This window comes from Pseudomonas sp. 15C, from assembly GCF_055484735.1.
This window is the reverse complement of sequence record NZ_JBUDGD010000001.1, coordinates 53,568-78,338: the sequence shown is the minus strand read 5'-3', so window position 1 is coordinate 78,338 and position 24,771 is coordinate 53,568. Positions and strand designations below refer to the sequence as shown.

Sequence of the window (24,771 nt, the reverse complement as noted above, 5' to 3'; positions counted from 1 at the left end):
GCCTGGCTCTTTGAGGGTGGGGCGCGGTCTCGCTCGTGAAACTGGTCAAATCACAGGCAATAAAAAACCGACCCTGAGGTCGGTTTTTTAATGACTACGTCGATTAAGCAGCTTCTTTCAGCGCTTTGACGTGGCCATTCAGACGGCTCTTATGACGAGCTGCCTTGTTCTTGTGGATGATGCCTTTATCGGCCATGCGGTCGATAACTGGCACAGCCAGAACGTATGCAGCTTGAGCTTTTTCAGCGTCTTTTGCGTCGATGGCTTTGACTACATTCTTGATGTAGGTGCGAACCATGGAACGCAGGCTGGCGTTGTGGCTGCGACGCTTCTCAGCCTGTTTTGCACGTTTTTTGGCGGAAGGTGAGTTGGCCACCGTCGAGCTCCTCGAAAGACTTTTTAGGAAATAGCAAACAAAATAGGCCGCGAATCATGCCGATGAAGACTTGTCTTGTCAAGGGCACTTGAATCGTTCCGCTAAGTGGTAGGTATAAAGAGGCGGGATATTTATTTCCGGCGCTTGACCTGTAAACTCGCGAGCTTTGGCTCTGTGCTGTTGCGGCGCGGAGTATCGCACAAGTAGGCGCATTGTTCGCCTGCTGTTTATCGACAGGCACCCACTCCCTCAATGAATCTGCTCAAATCGCTGGCCGCGGTCAGCTCTATCACAATGCTTTCCCGGGTTCTGGGTTTTGTCCGGGACACGTTGATCGCGCGCATATTCGGCGCCGGAATGGCCACGGATGCCTTCTTTATTGCGTTCAAACTGCCCAACCTGCTGCGGCGAATCTTTGCCGAGGGCGCATTTTCCCAGGCCTTCGTGCCGATTCTCGCCGAATACAAAAGCCAGAAGGGCGAAGAGGCAACGCGTACGTTCATTGCTTACGTGACCGGCCTGCTGACCTTGGTGCTGGCGCTCGTCACGGCGTTGGGCATGCTCGCTGCGCCTTGGGTGATCTGGGCAACGGCGCCGGGTTTTACCGACACGCCGGAAAAATTCCAGCTCACCTCTGATCTGCTGCGGGTGACCTTTCCTTATATATTGCTGATCTCGCTGTCCTCGCTGGCCGGCGCCATCCTCAATACCTGGAACCGTTTTTCCGTGCCGGCGTTCGTGCCGACGCTGCTCAACGTCAGCATGATCGTGTTTGCGTTGTTTCTTACGCCGTACTTCGATCCGCCGGTCATGGCCCTTGGCTGGGCGGTGTTGGTCGGTGGTCTGGCGCAGTTGCTCTATCAACTGCCGCACCTGAAAAAGATCGGCATGCTCGTGCTGCCGCGCCTGAACCTGCGCGATACCGGCGTGTGGCGGGTGATGAAGCAGATGCTGCCGGCGATTCTCGGGGTTTCGGTCAGCCAGATTTCGCTGATCATCAACACGATTTTCGCCTCGTTTCTGGTCGCCGGTTCCGTGTCGTGGATGTATTACGCCGACCGTTTGATGGAATTGCCGTCCGGTGTGCTAGGCGTGGCGCTCGGTACGATCCTGTTGCCGACGCTGGCGAAGACCTACGCCAACAAGGATCGCCACGAATATTCGCGGATTCTCGATTGGGGTCTGCGCCTGTGCTTTGTGCTGGTGTTGCCGTGCGCGCTGGCGCTGGGGATTCTCGCCGAGCCGCTGACGGTTTCGCTGTTCCAGTACGGCCAGTTCAGCGGCTTCGACGCTGAGATGACCCAGCGTGCATTGATCGCCTATTCGGTCGGCTTGCTGGGGATCATCGTGATCAAAGTGTTGGCGCCGGGCTTTTATGCGCAACAGAACATCCGCACGCCAGTGAAGATCGCCATCTTCACCCTGGTCTGCACGCAGCTGTTCAACCTGGCGTTGATCGGTCCGTTGGCTCATGCCGGCCTGGCACTGGCGATCAGTGCCGGGGCTTGCCTGAATGCGGGGCTGCTGTTCTATCAATTGCGCAGGCAGAAGATGTATCAGCCGCAGCCGGGCTGGGGCAAGTTCGGCTTCAAGCTGGTCGTGGCGGTTGCGGTCATGTCGGCGGTATTGCTGGCGGGCATGCATTTCATGCCGGCGTGGGATGAGGGGCACATGCTAGAGCGCTTCCTGCGTCTTGGCGCGCTGGTGGTTGCTGGCGTGGTGGCCTATTTCGGCATGTTGCTGCTGCTCGGTTTCCGTCTGCGTGACTTCAATCGCAAGGCCCTGAGCTAAGGTTTCAGCCTTTATCCACAGGCGTGGGCCGGCAGTTTTGTCGGCTCGATCACTTTGCGTTACGGTGTTGCCTGTCGTCGACCGTCGGGTGTGGTTATAATCGACCACTTTATGAGCAAGAAGCGCGTTATGCAGCTGGTTCGAGGCCTCCACAACTTGCGCCCCCAGCATCGGGGCTGCGTCGCCACTATTGGCAACTTTGACGGTGTTCACCGTGGTCACCAGGCTATCCTGGCCCGGCTGCGTGAGCGTGCGCTCGAGTTGGGCGTACCCAGCTGCGTGGTGATTTTCGAGCCGCAGCCCCGGGAGTTCTTTGCACCCGAGACTGCGCCGGCACGTCTGGCCCGCTTGCGCGACAAGCTGCAACTGCTGGCTGCCGAAGGCGTCGACCGGGTGTTGTGCCTGGCCTTCAATCAGCGCTTGAGCAAGCTCAGCGCCAGTGAGTTCGTCGACACCATCCTCGTCGATGGTCTCGGCGTGCAGCATCTGGAGGTCGGTGACGATTTCCGTTTCGGTTGCGATCGCCTCGGCGATTTCGATTTTTTGCTGCAGGCCGGGCAGATGCACGGTTTCAGCGTTGAAGCCGCGCAAACCGTCGAGCTGGACGGCATTCGCGTCAGCAGCACGCAAGTGCGCAACGCCTTGGCCGCGGCCGATTTCGCTTTGGCCGAACGCTTGCTCGGCCGCCCGTACCGGATTGCCGGTCGCGTGCTGCATGGCCAGAAACTGGCCAGGCAACTGGGTACGCCCACGGCCAATGTGCAACTCAAGCGTCGTCGCGTGCCGTTCACCGGGGTGTATCTGGTGAATGTCGATATCGACGGCAAGACCTGGCCCGGCGTCGCCAATATTGGCGTACGGCCCACGGTACAAGGTGATGGCAAGGCCCACCTCGAAGTCCATCTTTTAGATTTTGCCGGCGATCTGTATGACCGGCGTTTGACGGTGGTTTTCCACCAGAAGCTGCGTGAAGAGCAGCGTTTCGCCTCCCTGGAGGCACTGAAAACGGCGATCAACGCGGATGTCGCCGCCGCCCGTGCACTAGCCGCACCTAGCGCCCATCGCTAATGAAGAGCCTTAAATGACCGACTATAAAGCCACGCTAAACCTTCCGGACACAGCCTTCCCAATGAAGGCCGGCCTGCCACAGCGCGAACCGCAGATCCTGCAGCGCTGGGACAGTATTGGCCTGTACGGAAAGTTGCGCGAGATTGGCAAGGATCGTCCGAAGTTCGTTCTGCATGACGGCCCTCCGTATGCCAACGGCACGATCCACATCGGTCACGCACTGAACAAGATTCTCAAGGACATGATCATCCGCTCGAAGACCCTGTCGGGCTTCGATGCGCCGTACGTTCCGGGCTGGGACTGCCACGGCCTGCCGATCGAGCACAAGGTTGAAGTGACTCACGGCAAGAACCTGGGCGCCGACAAGACCCGCGAACTGTGCCGTGCCTACGCCACCGAGCAGATCGAAGGGCAGAAGTCCGAATTCATCCGTCTTGGCGTGCTCGGCGATTGGGCCAACCCGTACAAGACCATGGACTTCAAGAACGAGGCCGGTGAAATCCGCGCCCTCGCCGAAATCGTCAAGGGCGGTTTCGTCTTCAAGGGATTGAAGCCGGTGAACTGGTGCTTCGACTGCGGTTCGGCCCTGGCCGAAGCTGAAGTCGAGTACGAGAACAAAAAGTCCTCGACCATCGACGTCGCATTCCCGATCGCTGACGAAGCCAAACTGGCTGCCGCGTTCGGTCTGTCGTCGCTGAGCAAGCCTGCGGCGATCGTGATCTGGACCACCACCCCGTGGACCATCCCGGCCAACCAGGCGCTGAACGTTCACCCGGAATTCAACTACGCGCTGGTGGATATCGGCGACAAGCTGCTGGTACTGGCTGAGGAACTGGTTGAAGCCTGCCTGACCCGTTATGGCGTCGAAGGCTCGGTCATCGCTACCACCACCGGTAAACAGCTGGAACTGATCAACTTCCGTCACCCGTTCTACGACCGTCTGTCGCCGGTGTATCTGGCTGACTACGTCGAACTGGGCGCGGGCACCGGCGTGGTTCACTCCGCCCCGGCCTACGGCGTGGACGACTTCGTGACCTGCAAGAAATACGGCATGGTCAACGACGACATCCTCAATCCGGTGCAGAGCAACGGCGTGTACGTGCCGTCGCTGGAGTTCTTCGGCGGCCAGTTCATCTGGAAGGCCAACCCGGCGATCGTCGACAAGCTGACCGAAGTCGGTGCGCTGATGCACACCACCGTCATCGAACATAGCTACATGCACTGCTGGCGTCACAAGACCCCGCTGATCTACCGCGCCACCGCGCAGTGGTTCATCGGCATGGACAAGGAACCTACCAGCGGTGACACCTTGCGCGTGCGTTCGCTCAAGGCCATCGAAGACACCACATTCGTCCCGGCCTGGGGCCAGGCGCGTCTGCACTCGATGATCGCCAACCGTCCGGACTGGTGCATCTCGCGTCAGCGCAACTGGGGCGTGCCGATCCCGTTCTTCCTCAACAAGGAAAGCGGCGAACTGCACCCGCGCACCGTCGAACTGATGGAAGAAGTGGCCAAGCGCGTTGAAGTCGAAGGCATCGAAGCCTGGTTCAAGATGGACGCTGCCGAACTGCTCGGTGACGAAGCGCCGCTGTACGACAAGATCAGCGACACCCTCGACGTCTGGTTCGACTCGGGTACCACACACTGGCACGTCCTGCGCGGTTCGCACCCGATGGGCCACGAAAGCGGCCCGCGTGCCGACCTGTACCTGGAAGGCTCGGACCAACACCGTGGCTGGTTCCACTCGTCGCTGCTGACCGGCTGCGCCATCGACAACCACGCGCCGTACCGCGAACTGCTGACCCACGGTTTCACCGTCGACGAAGCCGGGCGCAAGATGTCCAAGTCGCTGGGCAACGTGATCGCGCCGCAGAAAGTCAACGACACCCTCGGCGCCGACATCATGCGTCTGTGGGTCGCTTCGACCGACTACTCCGGTGAAATGGCGGTATCCGACCAGATCCTGCAGCGTAGCGCCGACGCTTATCGTCGTATCCGTAACACTGCGCGTTTCCTGCTTTCCAACCTGAGCGGTTTCAACCCGGCCACCGACCTCCTGCCGGCTGAAGAAATGCTCGCGCTGGACCGTTGGGCGGTCGACCGCACCCTGCTGCTGCAACGCGAGCTGCAAGAGCACTACGGCGAATACCGTTTCTGGAACGTCTACTCGAAGATCCACAACTTCTGCGTGCAGGAGCTGGGCGGTTTCTACCTCGACATCATCAAGGACCGTCAGTACACCACTGGCGCCAACAGCAAGGCCCGCCGTTCGGCGCAAACCGCGCTGTTCCACATCTCCGAAGCGCTGGTGCGCTGGATCGCGCCGATCCTCGCCTTCACCGCTGACGAGCTGTGGGAGTACCTGCCGGGCGAGCGTAACGAATCGGTCATGCTCAACACCTGGTACGAAGGCCTGACCGAACTGCCGGACAGCGTCGAGCTGGGCCGCGAATACTGGGACCGGGTGATGGCGGTCAAGGCAGCGGTCAACAAGGAAATGGAAATCCAGCGTGCGGCCAAAGCCGTCGGTGGCAACCTGCAGGCCGAAGTGACGCTGTACGCCGAAGACGCCCTGAGCGCCGATCTGGAAAAACTGAGCAACGAACTGCGCTTCGTCCTGATCACTTCGACCGCCAGCGTTGCGCCGTTTGTTCAGGCACCGGCGGACGCGGTCGCCACCGAAGTCAGCGGGCTGAAACTGAAGATTGTCAAATCGGCCTTCCCGAAGTGCGCCCGTTGCTGGCACTGCCGCGAAGACGTCGGCGTGAACCCGGAGCATCCGGAAATCTGCGGTCGTTGCGTCGACAACATCAGCGGCACTGGCGAGGTTCGTCACTATGCCTGATGCCATTGGCCGTTTCGGACGGTTGAGCTGGCTGTGGTTGAGCCTGCTGGTTCTGGTCATCGACCAGGCCAGCAAGTTCTACTTCGAAGGCAAGCTCGAAATGTTCCAGCAGATCGTGATCATTCCCGATCTGTTCAGCTGGACCCTGGCCTACAACACCGGCGCGGCGTTCAGCTTCCTGGCTGACAGCTCCGGCTGGCAGCGCTGGCTGTTCGCCCTGATCGCCATCGTGGTCAGCGGTGTGCTGGTGGTCTGGCTCAAGCGCCTGGGCCGCAACGACACCTGGCTGGCCATCGCGCTGGCGCTGGTGTTGGGCGGCGCGCTGGGTAACCTGTACGACCGCGTCGCCCTGGGCCATGTGATCGACTTCATTCTGGTGCACTGGCAGAACCGCTGGTACTTCCCGGCGTTCAACATTGCCGACAGCGCGATCACCGTCGGCGCGATCATGCTGGCGCTGGACATGTTCAAATCGAAGAAAACCGAAGAGACCGCTCATGACTGAACAGGTATCGGCTGAGCAACGCATCGGCCAGAACACGGAAGTCACTTTGCATTTCGCACTGCGCCTGGAAAACGGCGACACCGTCGACAGCACGTTCGACAAAGCCCCGGCGACCTTCAAGGTCGGCGACGGCAACCTGCTGCCGGGTTTCGAAGCGGCGCTGTTCGGCTTCAAGGCAGGCGACAAGCGCACGCTGACCGTCGAGCCGGAAAACGCCTTCGGCCAGCCGAACCCGCAGAACGTCCAGGTCATCCCGCGTTCGCAGTTCGCCGACATGGAGCTGTCGCCGGGCCTGCTGGTGATCTTCAACGATGCGGCCAATACTGAACTGCCGGGCGTGGTAAAAGAGTTCGACGACGCGCAAGTGACCGTCGACTTCAACCACCCGCTGTCCGGCAAGACATTGACCTTTGACGTGGAAATCATTTCCGTCAAAGCGATCTGAGCAATAAAGCAGAACCTCTGTGGGAGCGGGCTTGCCCGCGAAAGCGATGTATTGGTCGACATCAATGTTGACTGTCATGGCCCCATCGCGGGCAAGCCCGCTCCCACAGGTCATGCAACGATCCAATTTTTTCGCGCGCAAGACACGAGGCACAGCATGCAAATCAAACTCGCCAACCCCCGTGGCTTCTGCGCCGGCGTGGACCGGGCGATCGAAATCGTCAACCGCGCCCTCGAGGTTTTCGGGCCGCCGATCTACGTGCGTCATGAAGTGGTGCACAACAAGTTCGTCGTCGAGGACCTGCGCAGTCGTGGCGCGATTTTCGTCGAGGAACTCGATCAAGTGCCGGACGACGTGATCGTGATCTTCAGTGCCCACGGCGTTTCCCAGGCCGTGCGCAATGAAGCCGCCGGTCGTGGCCTGAAAGTCTTCGACGCCACTTGTCCGCTGGTGACCAAGGTGCATATCGAAGTCGCCAAATACAGCCGTGATGGCCGTGAGTGCATCCTGATCGGCCACGCCGGGCACCCGGAAGTCGAAGGCACCATGGGCCAGTACGACGCCAGCAATGGCGGCGCGATCTATCTCGTCGAAGACGAGAAAGACGTGGCCGAACTGCAGGTGCGCAACCCGGAAAAACTCGCGTTCGTCACCCAGACGACGTTGTCGATGGACGACACCAGTCGCGTCATCGACGCCTTGCGCACACGTTTTCCGGCAATCGGCGGCCCGCGCAAGGACGACATCTGTTACGCCACGCAAAACCGTCAGGACGCGGTCAAGCAATTGGCTGACGAATGCGACGTGGTGCTGGTGGTCGGCAGCCCGAACAGCTCCAACTCCAATCGTCTGCGCGAACTCGCCGAGCGCATGGCCACTCCGGCCTACCTGATCGACGGCGCCGAAGACATGCAAAAGAGCTGGTTCGATGGCGTCGAGCGGATCGGCATCACCGCCGGTGCCTCTGCCCCGGAAGTGCTGGTGCGCGGCGTGATTCAGCAATTGCAGGCTTGGGGCGCCACCGGCGCCGATGAACTGGCCGGACGCGAAGAGAACATCACCTTCTCGATGCCTAAAGAGCTGCGCGTGCGTTCGATCTGACCCGCTCGGCTTTCTGACACAACGCCTGTTCCGTCTTCGCGCGGCTCAGGCGCACGCGACCGGTCGCGGCCAGCACAATCTGCTGCTGGCTGACCGGCTCGTGTATCGAGCAGACGTGTAACGTCCCTGCCTGAAACGCCCGCCCGGGCATCAGCGGTTGTCCCAGACTGCTGAAGCGCACATATCGACTGACTGCCCAATTGCCGACAATCGGCACCCGTGCGTCACTCGCCTGTTCCACCAGCAGCGGATTGCCGCTGTCCTTTTCTCCCTTTCCGCTGATATCGAGAATGATCCGCCAGCCCTGGCTCCAGTCGCCGTTGATGCCATGAATCACCACGCTCTGATTGCGCGTAATGGCCTGGCTGCGGGCGTTGCGCATGCCCTCGAACAGTGACTGCGCCGCCTGCTCGCGGCGGCTGGATTCACTAAGGCTGGCAAGCGCGGGGCTGACCAGCAGCAGAACAATTGCGCCGATCGCCAGTCCCATAAGCAATTCGATCAGGCTGAAACCGTGTTGTGACATGAAGACTCCCTCCGTGGAACGTGATGGATGGCGCGCTCCGTGCGCCGGGCAGGGCAAATCAACTGACACAGGTCGGCTGAATGTTCTAGCGTGTAGAAGCAGGTATAGCCGACGGCAACGGAGGGCACCGATGGATCTTCGTACAAAAGGTTTCACGCTGATCGAGTTGCTCGTAGCGATCGCCGTGTTTCTGGTTTTGATCACTTTGGCGGTCCCGGCCTTTACCCGTTCGATACAGAGCAGCAAAGCCGATACCGAGATGGGCGACCTGCAACGGGCAATCAACTTCGCCCGCCTTGAGGCGATCAACCGGGGGGTCACCACCCGTTTGCGCCCGACCGCTGGCGGCAACATCTGGACCGGTGAGCTGGCGGTTTACGACAGTACTGGCAATCCGGCCAATGTATTACGGGTTGTTCCAGCGATGAGCAGCGGCGCGACTCTGACGCTACCCTCAGGAGTGACCGCGCTGGATTTCAATAATCTCGGCGGTCTGGCGGCGCCGTCGACGGCGGTGGTCATCGGTTACACGCTGGGTACGCAAAGCAGGACGCTGAACGTGTGTCTGAACGGACGAATTCAATTGGGTGGAAATTGCGGATGAGGGCAGGGAGTCAACGGACGCAGCGAGGAATGACGCTGATCGAGGTGCTGGTCGCGTTGCTGATTTTGACGGTCGGCTTGCTTGGCGCGGCGGCAGTGCAGCTGAATGCGCTGAAGTACACCGACAGCTCGCGGATGACCAGCCAGGCCAGTTTCATCGCCTACGACATGATGGACCGTATCCGCGCCAATTCCGCCGCCGATTACACCGCCACGCCGCCGACTTCCGGCAATCTCTCGGTTGCGCGGGATCAGGATCTCTACGATTTCACCACCAACATTGCCAATTTCGGTGGCCCGACCGCCACGGGCACCATCACCCGCAATCAGCGCGTGTACACCATTACCATCACCTGGAACGACGCGCGGGCCGCCAACACCGCAACGGCGGCGCGCAGTTTCGTCCTCAGCAGCCGCGCGGCGGTCGATCCGGTGGTGTCGCCATGAAGCGTGGACAACAGGGTTTCGGTCTGATCGAATTGCTGGTCGCCCTGGCGCTGGGCCTGATCGTGGTACTCGGCGTGGTGCAGATTTTCATCGCCGCAAAAAACACCTACGTCAGCCAGAACAGCGCCGCCGCGATGCAGGAAGACGCGCGCTTCGTATTGAGCAAAATGATTCAGGAAATCCGCATGGTCGGCATGTTCGGTTGTCTCGGCACCATTACCGACTCCAGCAGCGCCGGCGATTTCAACCCGGCGCAGCTCGCGCCGATCAGTTGGGACAATGCTAACCTGAAACTCACCCTTGTAACCGCCGACGTCGGCAATGCTGGCGGTACGCCAACCTGGACGGTGCTCTCCGATTGCCGCAACAGCGCCGTCGCGTATACCGGATTACGAACCGCCGCCAGCGGGCAGATTGCGTTTCCGATCCGGCGGCTGATCTACAGCTTCAGCAACAATCAGATCCTGATGGGCACCGGCAGCGGCAATCCGACGCAGCAGGTGCTGGTGAATAACGTCAGCGCTTTCAGCGTAATGTTTGGTCTGGCCAGTTCGGCGACGGATATCGCCGCGTCCACTTACAGCACCAATCCCAGCGATGCGGCGCGCATTCGCAGCGTGCGGCTGAGCCTGACCCTCACCGATCCGAACAATCGGGTCGCCAGCCAAACCTTCAATGTGGTTGCCGCCTTGCGCAACCGCTTGCAGTGAGGGCATCAGCATGAGGATCTCTCTGCATCAACGGCAGGCGCAGCGCGGCATGGTCTTGCTGGTCAGCCTGGTGTTCCTGTTGCTGCTGACCCTGATTGGCCTGTCATCGATGCAGAGTGCCAACCTGCAGGAAAAAATGGCCGGCAGCGTCAGCCTGCGCAACCAGTCGTTCCAGGCTGCCGAGGCCGCGCTGCGAATAGGCGAAAGTGCGGTGCAACTGGACAGTTATTCACTGGTAGTGTGCAGCGGCAATCAATGTGCGCCGCCGGCAGAATCGACGGTGGTCAGCGCAGCGGGGCTCAACTCCACATCCGGGGTGACCTGGATCGCTGCCGGTAACGGCTTTTACGGGGTGCAGAACATTGGCACGACGTTGACTGCGGTCAATGTGCCGAGCAACACCTCGGCGACGCTGTACCGAGTCACCGCTGTCGGTATCGCCGGTAGCTCGCGCAGTGTACTGGAGAGTGTGTATGCGAAGTTTTGAGCGCTGCCGGACGTTGTTGCTCGGCATGCTGCTGAGTTTTTATCTGAGCTCCCCGGCCTACGCCTTCACGCCCTCCGACTCGCCGCTGCTGAGCGCAGCAGCGGTACCGCCGAACGTGATGCTGTTGATCGACGACTCGGGGAGCATGAACAGCATCATTTATGCCGCCGGGTTTGATCCGAACGTCAACCGCACACCGGCGCGGCAGTGCAATACGTTTCTTGGATTGTGCTCTGCCCTGAACGCCCCGCAGATCACCGGCGACCTGGTGTTTCTCTCGAGCTTGCCGAACTCGGGTTGCTCCGGCGGCGCCTATGCGTTTTACAACAACAGCCCAGCACCGTTGTGCCTGAAACTGCCCGACCCGGTGGGCAACGAGAACACCCGCTATTCCGCCGATTACATTTCCTACATCGTCAGCCTGGCGATCAGCAACGGCACCCGCGATTTCACCACAGGAGCGATTCCCAACGATTACCGGATGAACGTGGCACGCAACGTGTCCACTGCGCTGGTCAGCAGCAACCGTACCTTGCGCATGGGGCTGGCGACGTTCAACCCGGCCACCAGCACCAACCCCGGTAACGGTGGCTTCATCCCGCGCGCGATTACCGATCTGTCGCCGGTAGCGGGCAGCGTGACCCAGGCGCAGGCCGATACCAACTACAACGCGCTGATTTCTTCGATCAATGGTTTGAACGCGGTGGCCAACACACCTTTGGCGGAAAGCTATTACGAGATCACCCGTTACATGCGCGGCATCGCGCCTTTCTACAACGGCACGCCGAGCACCTACACCAGCCCGATTCAGTATCGCTGCCAGAAAAACTACGGCGTGGTGATTACCGACGGCTTGCCGACCTACGACCGAACCTTCCCGACCAACGACCCATTGGGCGGCAGCCGCTTGCCGAACTGGGATGGCGTCAACAATGACGGCGACAATCTCAACGGTGACAGTGAGGGCGATACGCTGTATCTGGATGACATCGCCAAGTTCGCCTTCGACATCGACATGCGCTCGACCGGCACCGATGCGGCCGGCAAAAGCTGGAACGCGGTGGATTTTCCCAAGCAGAACATGAACACCTACACCGTGGGTTTCGCGGCGGATAACGACATGCTGTCCGACGCCGCCAGTTATGGGCAGGGCAGGTATTACCAGGCCACCGACAGCTCCGGACTCAACGCGGCATTATCGTCGGCATTGAGCGACATTACCTCCAAGGCTGGCTCTGGCGGGGCCGGTGTCGCCAGTAGTAGCTCGTTGAGCAGTGGCAGCAGTTTCTATCAGACCACTTACGATCCCAAGGATTGGCGCGGGACGATCCGCTCGTTCGGCTTTACCTCGGCCGGTACGGTGAATACGTCCAGCGCACAGTGGACCACCGACACCACCATTGTGCCGTCCGCCACGGCGCCGACTTTCCAGTCGTGGAACACCGTGAGCAATGCGCCGATATCCCTGGCCTTCGGCAACTTCTCTCCGGTGCAGCAGGCCACCCTCAATCAGGGCTTGCCTACCGGCATCACTGGCAATGATCTGGTGGAGTGGAGCAAGGGCACCAACAAAGCCGGGCTCAAAGTGCGCAGCGTGTTGCTCGGCGACATCATCAATTCGCCGCTGGTGCTCGCGTCGCCTGCGGAGAAGACCGCGTCCGATCTGTCCGCCGATACCAGTTACACGACCTACCTGGCGACCAAAGCAGCCAACATGAATACCAGTCTGGTGGTCAACGCCAACGACGGTTTTGTCAACGTGATCAATTCGGCGAACGGCACGCGCCGTTATGCCTACATGCCGTCCAGCGTGCTGCCGTCGCTGCGCCTGATCGCCGATACCAACTACGTCAACGGCGTCAGTCACAAGTTTCTCGTCGATGGTCAGGTCGGGGTGTTTGACGTGCAGTCCGGCACTACCTGGAAGACCCTGGCCATAGGCGGCACCGGTGCCGGCGGTAAAACCTTCTACGGGCTGCAACTGTTCGATGCTTCGGCGGGCAATGTGATTCGTGCCCTGTGGGAGGTCAGCGCGCCGGCCACCGCCAGCACGGCCAACGCTTTCAATGATCTGGGTTACGCCTACGCCCGTCCGGAAGTGGCACGCTTGGCCGATGGTCGCTGGGCCGCGTTCATTGCCAATGGCTACGGCAGCAATTCTGGTGTCGCGGCGTTGTACGTACTGGATGTTCGTGATGGATCGTTGATCAAAAAGATTGTTATCGACAGCACGGAAACCACCAATGGCCTGTCATCGGTGGAGCTAAGAGTCAATTCGTTGAACGTGGTGCAGGCGGCGTATGGCGGCGACTTGAAAGGGCGTATGTGGAAATTCGACTTGAGTGCGACGGCTCCGGAAAGCTGGGGCGTGGCGTTTGCCGGCAAACCGTTGTTCACCGCCCCGGGTGGGGCGACGCAGCCGATCACCGCGCAACCGCTGCTGGCGGATAACCCGCAGGGCGGCAAGCAGGTGTTTTTCGGCACCGGCAAATTCAACGAAACTGCCGACAAGAGCAACAAGGATCAGCAAGGGTTCTACTCGGTATGGGATGCCGATGGCGGCTCGGGACAAATTACCGTCAGCAGTTTGCAGGCGCAGGCGATTACCGGGTCGTTTTCCGGCAGCACCGGGCAGTTCCTGACCACCACGCAGAATGACACGACGTATCCGGGTGAGAAGGGCTGGTATTTGCCGCTGGTGTATAACAACGTGCTGACCGGCGAGCGGGTCATCAACCAGGCCAGCCTTGTGCTCGGGCGAATCGTGTTTACCACGGCCAGCGTCGACACCACCGATCCCTGTGCAAGTTTCGGCACCGGCAAACTGGTCGAACTGGAGGCGTTCAGCGGTAAGATGCTCAACTATGCCGTGATCGACACCAATGGTGACCGTTTGGTCGACGGCAATGACACGATATCCAGCGGCGTGGTGTTCACCGGGGGCATCCCGACCCTTAACGTGGTTTCCGCCGATGCCAAGACCAAGCTTCTGACCGACTCCAGTGGCGCCATCACCACCGTCGTGGAGAAGGGCGGTGGCGGCAGCCGTCGTATCATGTGGCGACAAATCCAGTAAGCGAGAGTTTGAGGCATGCGCAGAACCAACCGAGGTTTCACCCTGATCGAAATCATGATCGTGATTGCGATCATCGGGATCGTCATTACCATCGCCGCACCGAGCTACACCGAGTACATGAAAAAGGGCCGTCGCGCCGAAGTGGTATCGCTGCTCTCGGAACAGGCGCAGATCCTCGAACGGTTCTACACCCGCAACAATGTCTACACCGGCGTCACCGGGCTGAGTGCCGGCAATGACTTCTACACCCTCACGCCGACGATCACTGACCAGACCTTTGTGCTGACCGCAACACGCAAAAGCGGCACGTCGATGGCCACTGACAAATGCGGCGATTTCACCCTGACCAACACCGGTGTCAGGGGCATGAACAACGCGACCACCGGGCTGACCACCAAGGATTGCTGGGGCCGCTGAGGCGCTTTCTTTCGGGCGCCTTTTGCGCCCACTGTCTTTTTTACGGTTGGATCAAACATGACCAGGCAACAGCAAGTGGTGATTGTCGGTGGCGGGGTGATAGGCCTGCTGACTGCCTACAATATCGCCTCCGAAGTGCGCAGCGTGGTGCTGCTGGATCGTTCGCACCTTGGCCAGGAATCGTCCTGGGCGGGCGGCGGTATCGTGTCGCCGCTGTACCCGTGGCGTTATAGCCCGGCGGTCACCGCGCTGGCGCACTGGTCGCAGGATTTTTATCCACAGCTCGGCGCGCGGCTGTTTGCCGACACGGGTGTTGATCCAGAAGTGCACACTACCGGCCTGTACTGGCTGGACCTGGATGACGAAGCCGAGGCACTGGCGTGGGCCGAGCGCGAAAACCGCCCGCTGCGCTCTGTGGATATCTCCGCGGCGCATGACGCGGTGCCGGTGCTGGGCGGCGGTTTTTCGCGAGCGATCTACATGGCCGATGTCGCCAATGTGCGCAATCCGCGGCTGGTGAAATCCTTGAAAGCAGCGTTGCAGGCGTTGCCCAACGTGACCATTCACGAGCAGTGCGAAGTCAGCGGTTTCGCTCGCGACGGCGAACGTGTGATTGGGGTTGAAACGGCCGGTGGTGTCATCGCTGGCGATCAGGTGGTACTGACTGCCGGGGCGTGGAGCGGCGACTTGCTCAAGACCCTGGACCTGACACTGCCGGTGGAACCGGTCAAAGGGCAGATGATTCTTTATAAATGCGCTGCGGACTTCCTGCCGAGCATGGTGCTGGCCAAGGGGCGTTATGCGATTCCGCGTCGCGACGGGCATATTCTGATCGGCAGTACGCTGGAGCACGCAGGCTACGACAAGACGCCAACCGACGTCGCGCTGGAAAGCCTCAAGACATCGGCGGTCGAGCTGTTGCCGGCGCTGGCCGATGCCGAAGTGGTCGGGCACTGGGCCGGGCTGCGTCCGGGCTCGCCGGAGGGGGTTCCTTACATCGGCCGGGTGCCGGGGTTCGATGGCTTGTGGCTCAATTGCGGGCATTACCGTAACGGGCTGGTGCTGGCGCCGGCGTCGTGTCAGTTGTTTGCCGATGTGATGTTGGGCCGGGCGCCGATTATTGATCCGGCGCCGTATGCACCTGAGGGGCGTATTTGATCTGATAACGCTCGGTGTCTGATAGGGCGTCATCGCGAGCAGGCTCACTCCTACATTGGTCCTTGGTGTTCAAAAAAAATTGGGCACATCACAGATCCATGTAGGAGTGAGCCTGCTCGCGAAGAGGCCCTCAATCCAGACCGAGTTTCTTCAGCCTGTAGCGCATCGACCGAAACGAAAGACTCAGGCGCTGCGCCGCCGCCGTGCGGTTCCAGCGCGTCTCTTCCAGCGCCTGCAGGATCAGCTTGCGCTCGACGTTCTCCAGATAATCTTCGAGATTGTCGATTTGCGTCAGATCGGCAATCGCGCCGTCTGCCGCACTGTTACCCTCGCTAAGGCGCAGATCTCCGGCCTCGATCATACGGTTCTCGCACAGGGTATGGGCTCGCTCGAGGACGTTTTCCAGTTCGCGCACATTGCCGGGGAAGCGGTAATTCTTCAGCGCCTCCAGCGCCTGCGGATGCAGGCTCGCGGCAGGCTGGCCGGTGTCCTTGGCCAAACGCTTGAGCATGTGCATCGCCAGCGCCTGGATGTCATCGCGCCGCTCTCGCAGGGACGGCACGCGCAGCTCGATCACGTTCAAGCGGTAATACAGATCCTGACGAAAGCGCTCGGCGGCGACTTCGGCATCGAGGTCCTTGTGCGTGGCGCAAAGAATCCGCACGTCGACCACGGTTTCCTGCTGACCGCCGACACTGCGCACGGCTTTTTCCTGGATGGCTCGCAGCAGCTTGACCTGCATCGACAAGGGCAAGTCCGCCACTTCATCAAGAAACAATGTGCCGCCATGGGCCGCCTGGAACAGTCCCGGCTTGTCTTCGACCGCGCCAGTGAAACTGCCTTTGCGATGACCGAAAAACTCGCTTTCCATCAACTCCGACGGAATCGCCCCGCAGTTGACCGGCACGAACGGCTGGCTGGCGCGCGGCCCTTGTTCATGGATCAGCCGCGCGACCAGTTCCTTGCCGCTGCCTGATTCACCGCTGATGTACACCGGCGCCTGACTGCGCGCGAGTTTGTCGATCTGCTTGCGCAGATTACGCATCGGCGGTGAATCGCCGAGCAAATGCCGATCGATCGGTGTGCAAATGCCACCGGCCGCCGGCATGCGCAAGGCACTGCTGACCAGTTCGCGCAGGCGAGTGAGGTCGACCGGTTTGGTCAGAAAGTCGAAAGCCCCGGCCTTGAGCGCATTGATTGCGGTTTCCAGGCTGCCATACGCGGTAATCATCGCCACCGGCAGTTGTGGATAACGTTGCTGGATGTGCTGCACCAACTCCAGCCCCGTGCCGTCGGGAAGGCGCATGTCGGTCAGGCACAGATCGAACGCTTCGCGCAGCAAAAGTGCTTGTGCCTCGGCGAGATTGCGCGCGCTGTGGGTGTCGAGTTTCATACGCCCCAAGGTGATTTCCAGCAGTTCGCGGATGTCCGGTTCGTCGTCAACAATGAGGATTTTTTGCCGTGGGCTTGTATTCAACTTTGTTTCCGTCCGTGAGCAAAGGTGATGCGAAAGCAGCCGCCGCCTTGGCGTGATTGAAAGTCTAGGCGTGCTTGGTTGCTTTCGCACAGCTCACGGGACAGATAAAGACCCAGGCCGGTGCCCTGGCTGCTGGTGGTGAAGAACGGTTCGAACAGATGCGCCTGTTCCTCGGCCGGTACGCCGGGGCCGTTATCCTGTACCTCAAGTACCGCCAACTGGCTGTCGGGGTCAGTGAACAGCGCCAGCCAGACCTCAGCCTGTTCGTGCAGCAGGGCACTGTGACGCCAGCCGTTGCGCAGCAGGTTGTCGAGAATCTGCCGCAGCTGGTTCGGGTCCATCAGCGTGGTGAAGTCCCCGGAATTGATCCGCAGATGGATCTGCTGATGCTCGCCGGCCTGCTCGCGGCTTTCGGCAACGAAGTTCTCCAGCCACGGTTTGAGGTCCAGCCGTTGCGGGGCACTCTGCTGACGACGGGACAGCTGCAGGACGTTTTCGATAACTCGATTCATGCGTTGAGAGTGGTCTTGAATAATCTGCGTCAGACGCCGATCGGCACTATCGAGTTCCTCGGACTCGGCCAACAGTTGCGCGGCATGGCTGATCGCCCCCAACGGATTGCGGATTTCGTGGGAGATGCCGGCGGTCAATCGGCCGAGCGCGGCGAGCTTCAATTGCTGCGCCTGCTGGGTGATTTGCGCGAGGTCTTCAAGAAACACCAGGGTGCGCGGATTTGGGCTCTGCTCTAGCGCGATGAAGTTCGGTTGAAGTTCTATGCCATTGCCAGGGACTTTCAGGCTTTGCGGACGCAGGGTCGGATTGTTCATCCACAGTTGCAGGCGCTCGACCAGCGCCGGCGAATACTCATCGATCAAGTGGCCCTGCAGGTGCGAGCGGGCGAGCAGGATTTGCGCGCTGTGATTGGCCAGCAGCACGCGACGCTCATGATCGAGAACGAGAATGCCGGTGCGCATGCGTTGCAGGATCAAGGCATTCAGAGCTTCAAGGCTAACCACTTCGCTGGCGCGCTGCTCGGCCAGGGTTTCGCTGACCTCGAGGCGACGGATAAGCCCCTGCACCAATAGCGAGGCGGCAAAGCACAGCGCGCCGAGCGTACCGGCCTGCAGGTATTCATTGGCGCTCAGGGGATGGCTAAAACCGAGCAGGAAACTCGAACCGACAATGCCCAGCGCGGCGATGGCCGCAATCAACAGGCCGATGCGCCGGCGCAGCAGGGTGTTGCTGATCGCCACGGAGACAATCAACAAGTTGCCCAGCGCACTGCCAACGCCGCCTGCTGCGAAGAACAAACCGCACAGAAGCAGCACGTCGACCAGTGCCAGGCTGAACAATTGCCCGGGCCGGCGGGTGTTTTCGAGAAACACCACCAGCAGAATATTCAGAACCAGATACAGCCAACTGCCGCCGCGCAGCAAGTCGTCGTTGGCCGACGTCAGCAGGCGGTTGTCCATGTTGCTTGAAATCAGCAGCACCAAGGTGATGCCGACGCTCAGACGGTACAGATGATAAAGACGCAGCAGACGCTGCGCCTGTTTGCTGTCGGTAGTGGCGTCAGCGACCACTGGCGCCCGGGCCTTGCTCGAGATGAGCCTGGCTGCAATACCACTGTTGCTGATTGCCCAGCGCGCGATCGCGGGGCAGGTGCACGCCGCAATGGGCACAGCGCACCATGGGCGCCGCGTCTTGCTCGCGAGAATTGCGCTGGGACTGATTGGAGGCGGCGGGGGCCTTGAATTTACGCCAGAGCCAGATGGCGGCGAAGATCACGGCGATCCAGAACAATAAACGAAGCATGATGAGCGGCTTTTCGACTGATGATCCGGCAGTTTAGCCAAGGACCCGAGCAGCGCACAGCGGATTAAAGCGCCGCAATAAAAAAGGGAGATCCGCAGATCTCCCTTTTTGTTACCGCCGGTGTGCTCAGTCGAACACGCCGAAGGTCATGTAGCTGAACCACGAGCGGTCGGTGTCGGTGGATTCCGGCTCCGGCTCTTCGATCACGTCGCCGTTTTCGTCTTTCGGCTTGAGCTCGTTCGGGATCGCGTCTTTGGCATCCTGGAACTGCTTCTGTACGTCCTGGTTGGCGCGGGTTTCGCCCGGTGGCAGCGGTGGACGCGATTCGATCAGGCCCAAAGTCGCCTTGCTCAGGAACGAGCGGTTGTCGGCTTCGGCAACGCGCGGCACGAACTGGCCGTCCTGCAGGCTCGGGTGATCCGGGTAGTTGAGCTTCAAGGTTTCCAGACTGGTGGCCGCCAGATCGTCCAGGTGCAGACGCTGGTAGGCTTCGGTCATCACCGCCAGGCCGTCGCCGACCGATGGGGTTTCCTGGAAGTTTTCCACCACGTAACGGCCACGGTTAGCGGCGGCGACGTAGGCCTGACGGGTCAGGTAGTAGTCGGCCACGTGGATTTCGTAGGCCGCCAGCAGGTTGCGCAGGTAGATCATGCGCTGCTTGGCGTCCGGCGCGTAGCGGCTGTTCGGAAAGCGGCTGGTGAGCTGGGCGAACTCGTTGTACGAGTCACGGGCCGCGCCCGGGTCACGCTTGGTCATGTCCAGCGGCAGGAAGCGCGCCAGCAGGCCGACGTCCTGGTCGAACGAGGTCAGACCCTTGAGGTAGTACGCGTAATCCACGTTCGGGTGCTGCGGATGCAAACGAATGAAACGCTCGGCGGCGGACTTTGCAGCTTCCGGCTCGGCGTTCTTGTAGTTGGCGTAGATCAACTCCAGCTGAGCCTGATCGGCGTAGCGACCGAACGGATAACGCGACTCCAGGGCCTTCAGCTTGGCTGTGGCGCTGGTGTAGCTGTTGTTGTCCAGATCAGTCTGAGCCTGCTGGTACAGCTCGGCTTCGCTGAGGTTTTCGTCTACGACTTCCTTCGATGAGCAAGCAGCGGTCAATGCGAGGATGGCGATCAGCAGCAGGTGTTTCACTTGCATGGCGGCTTGCGTCCCTATGACGGCCGCTGTCTTGGGCGGGGCCGTCCTGTTATGATGAGCGCCCCGTTGAAAAGCCTCGGGGCAAAAGACGCCGTATTTAACCACAAGCGCGCAGCCGAAACCAAAGGCTGTGCCGACGCCCAGTCCGAGCATGTCCGATAAAATAGAACTTCGCGCAGAGGTGCCGTCCGAATTGGGCGGCCAACGCCTCGATCAAGTCGCCGCCCAACTCTTCGCTGAGCACTCGCGCTCGCGCCTTTCCGCCTGGATCAAAGAAGGTCGCCTGACTGTGGACGGGGCGGTGATCCGCCCGCGCGACATCGTGCATGGCGGTGCCGTCCTCGAACTGACGGCCGAGCAGGAAGCCCAGGGCGAGTGGATCGCCCAGGACATCGAGCTCGACATCGTCTATGAAGATGACGACATTCTGGTGATCAACAAGCCTGCGGGCCTGGTGGTGCACCCGGCTGCCGGTCACGCCGATGGCACCCTGCTCAATGCCTTGTTGCACCATGTGCCGGACATCATCAATGTCCCACGGGCCGGCATCGTCCATCGTCTGGACAAGGACACCACCGGTCTGATGGTGGTGGCCAAGACCATTCAGGCGCAGACCAAACTGGTCACGCAGTTGCAGAGCCGCAGCGTCAGTCGCATCTATGAGTGCATCGTGATCGGTGTCGTGACTGCCGGTGGCAAGATCAACGCCCCGATCGGTCGCCACGGCCAGCAGCGCCAGCGCATGGCGGTGATGGAGGGCGGCAAGCCTGCCGTCAGCCACTACCGCGTGCTGGAGCGTTTCCGGTCGCACACCCACGTGCGAGTGAAGCTGGAAACCGGTCGTACGCACCAGATCCGCGTGCACATGGCGCACATCAACTTCCCGTTGGTCGGCGACCCGGCGTACGGCGGGCGTTTCCGCATTCCGCCTGCAGCGAACCCGACCATGGTCGAATCGCTCAAGCACTTCCCGCGTCAGGCCCTGCACGCGCGTTTCCTCGAACTCGATCACCCGACGAGCGGTGAGCGGATGAGCTGGGAATCACCGCTGCCGGAAGATTTCGTCTGGCTGCTGACCCTGCTCAAGCAGGATCGCGAGGCCTTCGTCGGATGAACTGGCTGACGCCGGACTGGCCTGCGCCGGCCAGCGTCAAAGCCTGCGTCACCACCCGCGAGGGTGGTGTCAGCGAGGCGCCGTTCGACAGCCTCAATCTGGGCGATCATGTTGATGACCGTCCTGAGGCCGTTGCCGAGAATCGTCGGCGTCTGACTGAGCACTTCTCCATACAGCCTGCCTGGTTGCAGCAGGTGCACGGGATTACCGTTGCGCATGCTGATCCCTCTATCGTTGCGACTGCCGATGCCAGTTGGACCGCAACGCCGGGTATTGCCTGCGCGGCGATGACGGCCGATTGCCTGCCGGCCCTGTTCTGCAACCGTGCCGGCACTCGCGTAGCGGCGGCCCATGCCGGCTGGCGTGGCTTGGCGGCAGGGGTGCTTGAAGCCACCCTCGACAGCCTCAATGTTGCACCTGAAGATGTTCTCGTCTGGCTCGGCCCAGCCATAGGCCCGCAAGCCTTTGAAGTCGGCGCGGAAGTGCGCGAAGTCTTCATCAATCAATTGCCGGAAGCGGCGACAGCCTTCATGCCGAGCCACAATCCCGGCAAGTTCATGGCCGACATCTATCAGCTGGCGCGCCTGCGTCTGGCTGAACGCGGTGTTACCGCTGTTTATGGCGGCGGTTTCTGCACCGTGACCGATCCGCGCTTCTTCTCCTATCGCCGTGCGTCACGCACCGGTCGGTTCGCTTCCTTGATCTGGCTCACCCGCTAGACTTGCCTGACCTGTATCAACTCTCTGACGCTTGAATCTTGCAGAATCGACCGCATCTATAGCGGTATCTGGCAGGCTTCTTTATTCAGGATGGTTTCTTAGGTCCGGCCTGCTCAAAAGGAAGGTGACCCATGCGTATAGACCGTTTGACCAGCAAATTACAGTTGGCCTTGTCCGACGCCCAGTCGTTGGCAGTCGGCCACGATCATCCGGCCATCGAGCCGGCGCACTTGATGCAGGCCATGCTTGAACAGCAGGGCGGTTCGATCAAGCCGCTGCTGATGCAGGTAGGCTTTGACGTCAACAGCTTGCGTAAAGAGCTGACCAAAGAGCTCGACCAATTACCGAAAATCCAGAACCCGACTGGCGATGTGAACATGTCGCAGGATCTGGCGCGCCTGCTCAATCAGGCCGACCGCCTGGCCCAGCAGAAGGGCGATCAGTTCATTTCCAGCGAACTGGTGCTGCTCGCCGCGATGGACGAGAACAGCAAGCTCGGCAAGTTGCTGCTCGGTCAGGGCGTGAGCAAGAAAGCTCTGGAAAACGCAATCAACAACCTGCGTGGCGGCGAAGCAGTCAATGACGCCAATCACGAGGAGTCGCGGCAGGCGCTGGATAAATACACCGTCGACCTGACCAAGCGTGCCGAAGACGGCAAGCTCGATCCGGTGATCGGCCGTGACGACGAAATCCGCCGTACCATTCAGGTCCTGCAACGTCGCACCAAGAACAACCCGGTGCTGATCGGTGAGCCAGGCGTGGGTAAAACTGCCATCGCCGAAGGCCTGGCCCAGCGCATCATCAACGGCGAAGTGCCGGACGGCCTCAAGGGCAAGCGTCTGCTGTCGCTGGACATGGGCGCGCTGATTGCCGGTGCCAAGTACCGCGGTGAGTTCGAAGAGCGCCTCAAAGGCCTGCTCAATGAGCTGTCGAAACAGGAAGGGCAGATCATTCTGTTCATCGACGAACTGCACACCATGGTCGGCGCCGGTAAAGGCGAAGGCTCGATGGATGCCGGCAACATGCTCAAGCCTGCGCTGGCCCGTGGCGAGCTGCATTGCGTCGGTGCGACCACGCTCAACGAGTACCGCCAATATATAGAGAAGGACGCGGCGCTCGAGCGGCGTTTCCAGAAAGTGCTGGTGGATGAACCGAGCGAAGAAGACACCATCGCGATTCTGCGCGGCCTCAAAGAGCGTTACGAGGTCCACCATAAAGTCGCGATCACCGATGGCGCGATTATCGCCGCGGCCAAGCTCAGCCATCGCTACATTACTGATCGGCAACTGCCGGACAAGGCCATCGACCTGATCGACGAGGCCGCCAGCCGCATCCGCATGGAAATCGACTCCAAGCCGGAAGTGCTCGATCGTCTGGAGCGGCGCCTGATTCAGCTGAAAGTCGAATCCCAGGCGCTGAAGAAAGAAAGCGACGACGCAGCGAAGAAACGCCTGGAAAAACTCCAGGAAGAAATCGAGCGCCACGAGCGTGAGTATTCCGATCTGGAAGAAATCTGGAACTCGGAAAAAGCCGAAGTGCAGGGTTCTGCACAGATCCAGCAGAAGATCGAGCAATCGCGTCAGGAACTGGAAGCGGCCCGGCGCAAAGGCGATCTGAACCGCATGGCCGAGTTGCAATACGGTGTGATCCCGGATCTGGAGCGCAGCCTGCAAATGGTCGACCAGCACGGCAAGAGCGAAAACCAGTTGCTGCGCAGCAAGGTCACTGAAGAAGAGATCGCCGAAGTCGTGTCGAAATGGACCGGCATCCCGGTGTCGAAAATGCTCGAAGGCGAGCGCGACAAGCTGATGAAGATGGAAAGCCTGTTGCACAAACGCGTGATCGGTCAGGAAGAAGCAGTCGTGGCCGTGGCCAACGCGGTACGCCGTTCGCGCGCCGGGCTGTCTGACCCGAATCGTCCGAGCGGTTCGTTCATGTTCCTCGGCCCGACCGGTGTCGGTAAAACCGAGCTGTGCAAGGCGCTGGCCGAATTCCTCTTCGACACTGAAGAGGCGATGGTGCGTATCGACATGTCCGAGTTCATGGAGAAACATTCCGTGGCTCGTCTGATCGGCGCGCCACCTGGCTACGTTGGCTATGAAGAGGGCGGTTATCTGACCGAAGCAGTGCGGCGCAAGCCTTACTCGGTGATCCTGATGGACGAAGTCGAGAAGGCGCACCCGGATGTATTCAACATCCTGCTGCAAGTGCTCGAGGATGGGCGCCTGACCGACAGCCATGGCCGTACGGTGGATTTCCGCAACACGGTGATCGTGATGACCTCGAACCTTGGCTCGATGCAGATCCAGGAACTCGTCGGTGATCGTGAAGCGCAGCGTGCAGCAGTGATGGACGCGCTGACGTCGCACTTCCGTCCGGAGTTCATCAACCGTGTCGACGAAGTGGTGATCTTCGAGCCGCTGGCGCGTGATCAGATCGCGGGCATTACCGAGATCCAGCTGGGCCGTCTGCGCAGCCGTCTGGCCGAGCGCGAGTTGAAGCTGGAATTGAGCCCGGAGGCGATGGACAAGCTGATTGCCGTCGGTTACGACCCGGTCTATGGCGCACGGCCATTGAAGCGTGCGATTCAGCGCTGGATCGAAAACCCGCTGGCACAGTTGATCCTTTCCGGTCACTTCATGCCAGGCGACACCGCAACCGGCACCGTCGAGAGCGAGGAAATCGTTTTCAACTGATGCCATGCGGCAAGGAAAAAACCGAGGCCCCACATTGTGGGGCCTTTTTTTTCGTTAGGCTGTTGAACTCAAAGGAAAAGGCTTGTAAAGTGCGCCCCGCAGTCAGTCACCGGCAGCGTTTCAACTCACTGGGTTGAAAACTGAAATAAGTTGCAAATCATTAACTTGAAAGCAATTTAGGGGGTTGACAGAGGTGTTCTAGGTTGTAGAATAGCGCGCCTCAGACACACGAACGCAGCGATGCGAAAACGG

The 24,771-nt window shown here is 60.4% G+C and carries 22 protein-coding genes; 16 read left to right on the top strand and 6 right to left on the bottom strand.

The window, feature by feature from the left end; genetic code table 11:
• Positions 1-103: 103 nt before the first annotated feature.
• Positions 104-376 (bottom strand): 30S ribosomal protein S20, encoded by a 273-nt coding sequence (gene rpsT / locus ACYYKW_RS00390; protein ID WP_003228351.1) that lies wholly within the window; start codon positions 374-376, stop codon positions 104-106.
• Between the two features lie 252 nt (positions 377-628).
• Between rpsT and murJ the strand changes: the two genes are divergently transcribed.
• The 6 genes from murJ to ispH all read left to right on the top strand — a co-directional run bounded on the left by murJ (position 629) and on the right by ispH (position 8,131).
• Positions 629-2,167 (top strand): murein biosynthesis integral membrane protein MurJ, encoded by a 1,539-nt coding sequence (gene murJ / locus ACYYKW_RS00385; RefSeq protein WP_464989173.1) that lies wholly within the window; start codon positions 629-631, stop codon positions 2,165-2,167.
• A gap of 129 nt (positions 2,168-2,296) precedes the next feature.
• Positions 2,297-3,235: a bifunctional riboflavin kinase/FAD synthetase gene (gene ribF / locus ACYYKW_RS00380; protein WP_172833241.1), complete on the top strand. Its 939-nt coding sequence runs from the start codon at positions 2,297-2,299 to the stop codon at positions 3,233-3,235.
• A gap of 13 nt (positions 3,236-3,248) precedes the next feature.
• A complete protein-coding gene (gene ileS, locus ACYYKW_RS00375) occupies positions 3,249-6,080 on the top strand; it encodes an isoleucine--tRNA ligase (protein ID WP_464989172.1) in 2,832 nt (943 codons plus the stop codon).
• Positions 6,073-6,585 (top strand): signal peptidase II, encoded by a 513-nt coding sequence (gene lspA / locus ACYYKW_RS00370; protein ID WP_093098204.1) that lies wholly within the window; start codon positions 6,073-6,075, stop codon positions 6,583-6,585. The genes ileS and lspA overlap by 8 nt, the downstream gene beginning before the upstream one ends.
• The gene (fkpB, locus tag ACYYKW_RS00365; protein ID WP_090286424.1) at positions 6,578-7,030 is read left to right on the top strand and encodes an FKBP-type peptidyl-prolyl cis-trans isomerase; all 453 of its coding nucleotides are present in this window, start codon (positions 6,578-6,580) and stop codon (positions 7,028-7,030) included. Before lspA ends, fkpB begins: the two co-directional genes overlap by 8 nt.
• 156 nt (positions 7,031-7,186) lie before the next feature.
• Positions 7,187-8,131: a 4-hydroxy-3-methylbut-2-enyl diphosphate reductase gene (gene ispH / locus ACYYKW_RS00360; protein WP_090286422.1), complete on the top strand. Its 945-nt coding sequence runs from the start codon at positions 7,187-7,189 to the stop codon at positions 8,129-8,131.
• Here the strand turns inward: ispH and ACYYKW_RS00355 are convergent.
• Positions 8,103-8,657: a GspH/FimT family pseudopilin gene (locus ACYYKW_RS00355; protein WP_464989171.1), complete on the bottom strand. Its 555-nt coding sequence runs from the start codon at positions 8,655-8,657 to the stop codon at positions 8,103-8,105. The genes ispH and ACYYKW_RS00355 overlap by 29 nt on opposite strands.
• A 130-nt stretch (positions 8,658-8,787) precedes the next feature.
• On the opposite strand from ACYYKW_RS00355, the gene ACYYKW_RS00350 reads away from it, so the two are divergent.
• From ACYYKW_RS00350 to thiO, 7 genes are read left to right on the top strand one after another with little or no spacing between them, the layout of a single operon-like run.
• Positions 8,788-9,261: a GspH/FimT family pseudopilin gene (locus ACYYKW_RS00350; protein WP_090286418.1), complete on the top strand. Its 474-nt coding sequence runs from the start codon at positions 8,788-8,790 to the stop codon at positions 9,259-9,261.
• Positions 9,258-9,707, top strand: a complete 450-nt coding sequence (pilV, locus tag ACYYKW_RS00345; RefSeq protein ID WP_090286416.1) for a type IV pilus modification protein PilV — start codon at positions 9,258-9,260, stop codon at positions 9,705-9,707. The genes ACYYKW_RS00350 and pilV overlap by 4 nt, the downstream gene beginning before the upstream one ends.
• Complete coding sequence (locus ACYYKW_RS00340; protein ID WP_464989170.1) at positions 9,704-10,417, top strand: PilW family protein; 714 nt, start codon at positions 9,704-9,706, stop codon at positions 10,415-10,417. Before pilV ends, ACYYKW_RS00340 begins: the two co-directional genes overlap by 4 nt.
• 10 nt (positions 10,418-10,427) lie before the next feature.
• Positions 10,428-10,904: a pilus assembly PilX family protein gene (locus ACYYKW_RS00335; protein WP_093098212.1), complete on the top strand. Its 477-nt coding sequence runs from the start codon at positions 10,428-10,430 to the stop codon at positions 10,902-10,904.
• Positions 10,891-13,980: a pilus assembly protein gene (locus tag ACYYKW_RS00330; protein WP_464989169.1), complete on the top strand. Its 3,090-nt coding sequence runs from the start codon at positions 10,891-10,893 to the stop codon at positions 13,978-13,980. Before ACYYKW_RS00335 ends, ACYYKW_RS00330 begins: the two co-directional genes overlap by 14 nt.
• 15 nt (positions 13,981-13,995) lie before the next feature.
• Entirely contained in the window at positions 13,996-14,397 is a 402-nt protein-coding gene (locus ACYYKW_RS00325) for a type IV pilin protein (RefSeq protein ID WP_090286408.1), read from the top strand.
• A gap of 57 nt (positions 14,398-14,454) precedes the next feature.
• On the top strand, positions 14,455-15,555 hold the full coding sequence (thiO, locus tag ACYYKW_RS00320) for a glycine oxidase ThiO (protein ID WP_464989168.1): 1,101 nt from the start codon (positions 14,455-14,457) through the stop codon (positions 15,553-15,555).
• Between the two features lie 130 nt (positions 15,556-15,685).
• Here thiO and ACYYKW_RS00315 read toward each other — a convergent pair whose 3' ends face one another.
• The 4 genes from ACYYKW_RS00315 to ACYYKW_RS00300 all read right to left on the bottom strand — a co-directional run bounded on the left by ACYYKW_RS00315 (position 15,686) and on the right by ACYYKW_RS00300 (position 19,990).
• The gene (locus tag ACYYKW_RS00315) at positions 15,686-17,032 is read right to left on the bottom strand and encodes a sigma-54-dependent transcriptional regulator (RefSeq protein WP_464989167.1); all 1,347 of its coding nucleotides are present in this window, start codon (positions 17,030-17,032) and stop codon (positions 15,686-15,688) included.
• A complete protein-coding gene (locus ACYYKW_RS00310) occupies positions 17,029-18,615 on the bottom strand; it encodes a sensor histidine kinase (protein ID WP_464989166.1) in 1,587 nt (528 codons plus the stop codon). The genes ACYYKW_RS00315 and ACYYKW_RS00310 overlap by 4 nt, the downstream gene beginning before the upstream one ends.
• Positions 18,605-18,847 (bottom strand): PP0621 family protein, encoded by a 243-nt coding sequence (locus ACYYKW_RS00305; protein ID WP_090286400.1) that lies wholly within the window; start codon positions 18,845-18,847, stop codon positions 18,605-18,607. The genes ACYYKW_RS00310 and ACYYKW_RS00305 overlap by 11 nt, the downstream gene beginning before the upstream one ends.
• 126 nt (positions 18,848-18,973) lie before the next feature.
• A complete protein-coding gene (locus tag ACYYKW_RS00300) occupies positions 18,974-19,990 on the bottom strand; it encodes an outer membrane protein assembly factor BamD (RefSeq protein ID WP_090286399.1) in 1,017 nt (338 codons plus the stop codon).
• Between the two features lie 151 nt (positions 19,991-20,141).
• Between ACYYKW_RS00300 and rluD the strand changes: the two genes are divergently transcribed.
• From rluD to clpB, 3 genes are all read left to right on the top strand, one after another.
• Positions 20,142-21,104, top strand: a complete 963-nt coding sequence (gene rluD / locus ACYYKW_RS00295) for a 23S rRNA pseudouridine(1911/1915/1917) synthase RluD (RefSeq protein WP_090286397.1) — start codon at positions 20,142-20,144, stop codon at positions 21,102-21,104.
• Positions 21,101-21,823 (top strand): peptidoglycan editing factor PgeF, encoded by a 723-nt coding sequence (gene pgeF, locus ACYYKW_RS00290; RefSeq protein WP_464989165.1) that lies wholly within the window; start codon positions 21,101-21,103, stop codon positions 21,821-21,823. The genes rluD and pgeF overlap by 4 nt, the downstream gene beginning before the upstream one ends.
• A 131-nt stretch (positions 21,824-21,954) precedes the next feature.
• Positions 21,955-24,519, top strand: a complete 2,565-nt coding sequence (clpB, locus tag ACYYKW_RS00285; protein ID WP_336356140.1) for an ATP-dependent chaperone ClpB — start codon at positions 21,955-21,957, stop codon at positions 24,517-24,519.
• Positions 24,520-24,771: the final 252 nt, after the last annotated feature.

Coding starts and splice junctions, on each gene's coding strand:
- ACYYKW_RS00305 (WP_090286400.1), bottom strand. CDS start 18,847: ATGCTTCGTTTATTGTTCTGGATCGCCGTGATCTTCGCCGCCATCTGG.
- rluD (WP_090286397.1), top strand. CDS start 20,142: ATGTCCGATAAAATAGAACTTCGCGCAGAGGTGCCGTCCGAATTGGGC.
- clpB (WP_336356140.1), top strand. CDS start 21,955: ATGCGTATAGACCGTTTGACCAGCAAATTACAGTTGGCCTTGTCCGAC.
- pgeF (WP_464989165.1), top strand. CDS start 21,101: ATGAACTGGCTGACGCCGGACTGGCCTGCGCCGGCCAGCGTCAAAGCC.
- ACYYKW_RS00335 (WP_093098212.1), top strand. CDS start 10,428: ATGAGGATCTCTCTGCATCAACGGCAGGCGCAGCGCGGCATGGTCTTG.
- ileS (WP_464989172.1), top strand. CDS start 3,249: ATGACCGACTATAAAGCCACGCTAAACCTTCCGGACACAGCCTTCCCA.
- pilV (WP_090286416.1), top strand. CDS start 9,258: ATGAGGGCAGGGAGTCAACGGACGCAGCGAGGAATGACGCTGATCGAG.
- thiO (WP_464989168.1), top strand. CDS start 14,455: ATGACCAGGCAACAGCAAGTGGTGATTGTCGGTGGCGGGGTGATAGGC.
- ACYYKW_RS00355 (WP_464989171.1), bottom strand. CDS start 8,657: ATGTCACAACACGGTTTCAGCCTGATCGAATTGCTTATGGGACTGGCG.
- ACYYKW_RS00340 (WP_464989170.1), top strand. CDS start 9,704: ATGAAGCGTGGACAACAGGGTTTCGGTCTGATCGAATTGCTGGTCGCC.
- lspA (WP_093098204.1), top strand. CDS start 6,073: ATGCCTGATGCCATTGGCCGTTTCGGACGGTTGAGCTGGCTGTGGTTG.
- ribF (WP_172833241.1), top strand. CDS start 2,297: ATGCAGCTGGTTCGAGGCCTCCACAACTTGCGCCCCCAGCATCGGGGC.
- murJ (WP_464989173.1), top strand. CDS start 629: ATGAATCTGCTCAAATCGCTGGCCGCGGTCAGCTCTATCACAATGCTT.
- ACYYKW_RS00350 (WP_090286418.1), top strand. CDS start 8,788: ATGGATCTTCGTACAAAAGGTTTCACGCTGATCGAGTTGCTCGTAGCG.
- ACYYKW_RS00325 (WP_090286408.1), top strand. CDS start 13,996: ATGCGCAGAACCAACCGAGGTTTCACCCTGATCGAAATCATGATCGTG.
- ACYYKW_RS00300 (WP_090286399.1), bottom strand. CDS start 19,990: ATGCAAGTGAAACACCTGCTGCTGATCGCCATCCTCGCATTGACCGCT.
- fkpB (WP_090286424.1), top strand. CDS start 6,578: ATGACTGAACAGGTATCGGCTGAGCAACGCATCGGCCAGAACACGGAA.
- ACYYKW_RS00330 (WP_464989169.1), top strand. CDS start 10,891: ATGCGAAGTTTTGAGCGCTGCCGGACGTTGTTGCTCGGCATGCTGCTG.
- ispH (WP_090286422.1), top strand. CDS start 7,187: ATGCAAATCAAACTCGCCAACCCCCGTGGCTTCTGCGCCGGCGTGGAC.